The organism is Bacteriovorax sp. DB6_IX (assembly GCF_000447775.1).
Lineage (GTDB): Bacteria > Bdellovibrionota > Bacteriovoracia > Bacteriovoracales > Bacteriovoracaceae > Halobacteriovorax_A.
The window spans coordinates 1-4,286 of sequence record NZ_AUNJ01000004.1; the positions used below are offsets into that span (position 1 = coordinate 1).

Here is a 4,286-nt window from a genome sequence, read left to right on the forward strand (position 1 = left end):
AGGTATTAGAGATGCTCATAAAGTAGTATGTGACATCGCTGAGATTCCTGCTGATGACTTTCAAGTTTCAGTACAATAAGCGATTCTTACATAAAACCCAAAAGGCTCCTTGTTTAAGGAGCCTTTTTTTTTAGGCAATTCACAAATTCGTCCGATAAATACCTAGAAATATATCTTACTGAAATCATTCAACTTAGCATCTAAATCATGTAAAAAAGGTGTCTCAAATAGAGAACCCCTTATAATGATTAAGGTTAAGCTCAAGTGAATTATGGAGAAATATCTATGAAGTTTTTATTGCTCTTTATTGTCTCAATCAGTGTCTTCGCTGGCGATGATTTTGATGAGATTATATTTAGAGCAATAGCAGACAATCCTAATGGGTTCTTTGAAGACCATAGTTCAGGAAGAAAGAACCTACCAATTAATGTGAAGCCATCAGGAAAGTACGATTTGAATATCAAAACAGATTCTTCTGGTGGAAAAAACTTTGTCTCGGGGCTTGTCTCTTCGATGGGAAGTTTAGCAGACACGGCAAAGAAAACAGACTTTAAGAAATACGGATCAGTAGATTTTAGCTTCATGGATAATCGCGGCAATAATCATGAAGTGAATTGTTCAATCGTTCAAGAATATGAGTGTGGAAGAATTAGTCTTACATCTTGCCATTCTAAAAGTGGGGCAGTTGTCGGCCCAACTGGTGGAGATCGAAACTTTCGCTACATTTATGACGAGGTGTTGGCGAGTAATGAGCAGTGTTATCCTCAGCTTGTTCACAAGAGAAGGCTTGATAGAAAAGAATTTAAAAATAAGGAATCAGATAAAAAAGATAGGCTTTCTAATACTATAGAGAAATAAAAAAGCTCCCGATGGGAGCTTTTATTTTTTTATTGCTTGTTTTCTAGGTAAGATACTACATCTTTAACAGACTTAAGTCCTTCAGCATCTTCTTCTGGAATTTCAACACCAAACTCGTCTTCCATTTTCATCATTAGTTCAACGATATCAAGTGAATCTAGGTTTAGGTCGTCAACAAAAGAAGTTTCCATGTTGATTTTTGCAATGTCGATTTTAGTTGCGTCGCTAATTAGTTTAATTACTTGTTCTTGCATTTTTTCTCTCCTGATTTATTCAGATTTTTAAATTTTTATATAGTTTATATGTAAAGTCCACCATCAACTTTAATTACTTCACCAGTTATATATGAAGAAGATTGGCTCAGTAGAAAACAAACAAGGTTTGCTACGTCATCAGTGCTTCCGAATTTACCAACTGGAATTGAAGAAAGATACGCTTCTTTTGCCTTATCTTCAAGTGCATCAGTCATATCTGTTTGAATAAAACCTGGGCACACAGCGTTACATCTAATATTTCTACTTCCAAGTTCTTTGGCCACTGATTTCGTAAATCCGATCATCCCAGCTTTTGAAGCAGAATAAGCTGCCTGAGAAATATTTCCCATTAGTCCTACGATAGAACTAATATTTACGATAGAAACGTTCTCAGCCTTTAAGAATTGTCTTGAGAGGATACTTGTAAGCATCATCCCACCCTTAAGGTTCGTATCAATAATAGAGTCAACATCAGCTCTCTTTAGCCTCATTAGAAGAGAGTCTTTAGAGACACCTGCATTATTGACTAGCCCTTCAATTGGACCTACTTCCTTCGCAAAGTTATTAACAGCTTCTTTCATTTGTTCTTCATTATTAAGATCAAAGAGAAGTCCTGTGACATCACTCGCACCAAGTTCTTTTAATTCTTTTTCAATTTGTGCTGCAACATCTTCTTTTCCTTCACGGTAGTTGAAGATAACGTGAGCATTTTGTTTTGCTAAGTTCTTAGCAATTTCAAGTCCAATTCCACGGCTTGCACCGGTAATTAAAACTCTCTTTCCCTCAAGGTCTTTAAATTGTGCCATCATGAGAGAGCCTCCTTCAGATCATCAAATGCTCCCTCTTTATCTAAAGAGATGACTTTGATATTTCTATTAATCTTTCTTGCTAGTCCCATAAGAACTCGTCCCGGTCCAACTTCTAGACAAATTGTATCGTCATCAAGTTGTTCAAAACTTTGAGTCCAAAGAACAGCACCATCAATTTGCTTAATAAGATTCTCTTTAACGATCTCACCAGAAGTTCCAGCATCATATTTTTTAGCATCAATATTTGCGATATACGGAAGCTTTGTTTCGTTAAAGTTTATTCCACCAAAGAATGTGGCCATATTCTCTCTTGCCGGTAGCATGAGAGAAGAGTGGAAAGGAGCACTCACTTTAAGAGGCACAAGCTTATGTGGCTCAGTGTAGTTTTCTTTAATCCATTCAACAGCTTTATCACAAGCTTCAGCGTGACCAGAAATAACAATCTGTCCTGGCTCATTAAAGTTCGCAGGCATAACCTTATTGTCTTCTGTTGAAGATTCAAGACATGCTTTTTCAACTATATCAGCTGGTACTCTAAGGACGGCGTACATTTTACCCATTCCAGCTGGAACGGCTTCTTGCATGAACTTTCCTCTATTGTTAACAGCTTTTACAGCGTCCTCAAAGCTAAGGGCACCAGCTGCAACTAGGGCAGGGTATTCTCCAACAGAGTGTCCCATAACTGCAGAAATTTCAATTCCCTTCTCATCTAAAATTTCTTTCGCCTTAGCAAAAAGTCCAAGAGAGTGAGTTAAAATTGCTGGTTGTGTATTTTGAGTCATCGTTAGATCTTCTTCAGGGCCTTCAAGCATGATCTTAGAGAGATCAAATCCAAGAACATCATTCGCCTTTTGAAGGAGATCATATGAGCTATGACCTTCAAGGTTTTTTCCCATACCTACGTATTGAGAACCTTGACCTGGAAAAATTAAAACAACTTTCTTTGTCATAAAAAATCCTTAGTAACGTAGTAGTGTTGCACCAGTTGTTAAACCTGCACCGAAGGCATCAAGTAGTAGGAGTTGTCCTCTTTTGATTCTTCCATCAGTAATTGCTTCGTGCATGGCAATTGGTACTGTCGCCGCAGAAGTATTGGCGTACTTATCGATATTAATAATTACTTTTTCTGGATCGATTCCTAGAAGCTTACCTGTTGTTTCGATAATTCGAACATTTGCTTGGTGTGGGATAAGCCAGTCAACATTTTCAAGCGATTCATTGGCCCTATCAAGAACAATACGGGCATTTTCGGCCAATGTTCTCGTGGCAACCTTGAACATCTCTCTACCTTTCATTTGCATGTAGTGAGTTTCTTCTTGAATATGTTGCTCTGTAATTGGTTCAACAGCTCCACCAACAGGTTGGTCGAAGAACTCTTTCCCTTTTCCATCAGCACCTAGGTGAAGAGAGAGAATATCTGATTCATCACCATCTTCGTTCGCTCCAACAATCGCAACTCCACAACCATCTCCAAAGAGAATACATGTATTACGATCTTTCCAGTTCACTTCACGACTTAGCATCTCTGATCCAATGACAAGAGCATTTTTTATCGCTCCCATTTTGATCAGACCTGTCGCCATATTAAGCCCGTATACAAAACCTGAACAAGCCGCTGCAATATCAAGTGCTGCACACTTATTAGTGATTCCAAGTTTTTGTTGAAGAATACAAGCTGTGTTTGGAAGTTTGTGATCCGGTGTTACCGAAGCAAAGAGAATCATATCAATATCATTTGGCTCAAGATTCGCTGCCTTTAGCGCATCTAGAGTTGCATGATAGGCCATATCACTTGGCCATTCCCCACCTTCTGTAGAACAGATGTGTCTTTGTTTTATTCCAGTTCTTTCGTAGATCCATTCATCCGATGTTTCTACCATCTCTTCAAGGTCGAAATTCGTCATCACTCTTTGTGGAGTGTAAATTCCAGTTCCCTTGATCTTGACCTTGATGTCCATGTGTCCCTCACTTAGTTTGGGTCAAAAAAAAAAGAGCTTAAGTTTCAAACAAAACTTAAGCTCTCGCCCAGTATTCTTCTAATAAAAACCGACCTTGGCAAGCTGTTATGCAAAAAAATATCAAATAAAATCAGTGACCTACGGTCATTAAGCTCTATGTTACCGAAGGTACATAGGATTTTTTAACTCTGCGTTAAAAAAAAATGCATATAAAGATGATGAGCGCAGCGTCAAGAAAGTGCTTCCCAGTAGGGGAAAAGAAGGATTTCCTCTATAATAAAAAGATAAAAAAACGTTTCAAGGAAGAAATATGTCGAAGGTTTTTGGAAGTTTTGCAGAGCTCGTTGAGTCGAATAAAGGTTTGTTTGAAAGAGCTAAGAAAAATAATCAGATGGGAATGTGTGAAG

5 protein-coding genes are annotated in these 4,286 nt (G+C 38.0%); 1 reads left to right on the top strand and 4 read right to left on the bottom strand.

The window, feature by feature from the left end; translation table 11 throughout:
• Nucleotides 1–285 precede the first annotated feature (285 nt).
• Nucleotides 286–858, top strand: coding sequence for a hypothetical protein (locus M901_RS00110; RefSeq protein ID WP_021276106.1), 573 nt, complete (start codon nucleotides 286–288; stop codon nucleotides 856–858).
• Between the two features lie 29 nt (nucleotides 859–887).
• Here the strand turns inward: M901_RS00110 and acpP are convergent, their stop codons facing one another.
• The 4 genes from acpP to M901_RS00130 are packed head-to-tail and all read right to left on the bottom strand — an operon-like array spanning nucleotide 888 to nucleotide 3,879.
• Complete coding sequence (gene acpP / locus M901_RS00115) at nucleotides 888–1,112, bottom strand: acyl carrier protein (protein ID WP_021276104.1); 225 nt, start codon at nucleotides 1,110–1,112, stop codon at nucleotides 888–890.
• Between the two features lie 44 nt (nucleotides 1,113–1,156).
• Entirely contained in the window at nucleotides 1,157–1,918 is a 762-nt protein-coding gene (gene fabG / locus M901_RS00120) for a 3-oxoacyl-ACP reductase FabG (RefSeq protein ID WP_034719100.1), read from the bottom strand.
• Complete coding sequence (gene fabD, locus M901_RS00125) at nucleotides 1,918–2,871, bottom strand: ACP S-malonyltransferase (RefSeq protein ID WP_021276103.1); 954 nt, start codon at nucleotides 2,869–2,871, stop codon at nucleotides 1,918–1,920. Before fabD ends, fabG begins: the two co-directional genes overlap by 1 nt.
• 9 nt (nucleotides 2,872–2,880) lie before the next feature.
• Nucleotides 2,881–3,879: a beta-ketoacyl-ACP synthase III gene (locus M901_RS00130; protein WP_021276105.1), complete on the bottom strand. Its 999-nt coding sequence runs from the start codon at nucleotides 3,877–3,879 to the stop codon at nucleotides 2,881–2,883.
• Between the last annotated feature and the right edge of the window lie 407 nt (nucleotides 3,880–4,286).

Coding starts and splice junctions, on each gene's coding strand:
- M901_RS00110 (WP_021276106.1), top strand. CDS start 286: ATGAAGTTTTTATTGCTCTTTATTGTCTCAATCAGTGTCTTCGCTGGC.
- acpP (WP_021276104.1), bottom strand. CDS start 1,112: ATGCAAGAACAAGTAATTAAACTAATTAGCGACGCAACTAAAATCGAC.
- fabG (WP_034719100.1), bottom strand. CDS start 1,918: ATGGCACAATTTAAAGACCTTGAGGGAAAGAGAGTTTTAATTACCGGT.
- fabD (WP_021276103.1), bottom strand. CDS start 2,871: ATGACAAAGAAAGTTGTTTTAATTTTTCCAGGTCAAGGTTCTCAATAC.
- M901_RS00130 (WP_021276105.1), bottom strand. CDS start 3,879: ATGGACATCAAGGTCAAGATCAAGGGAACTGGAATTTACACTCCACAA.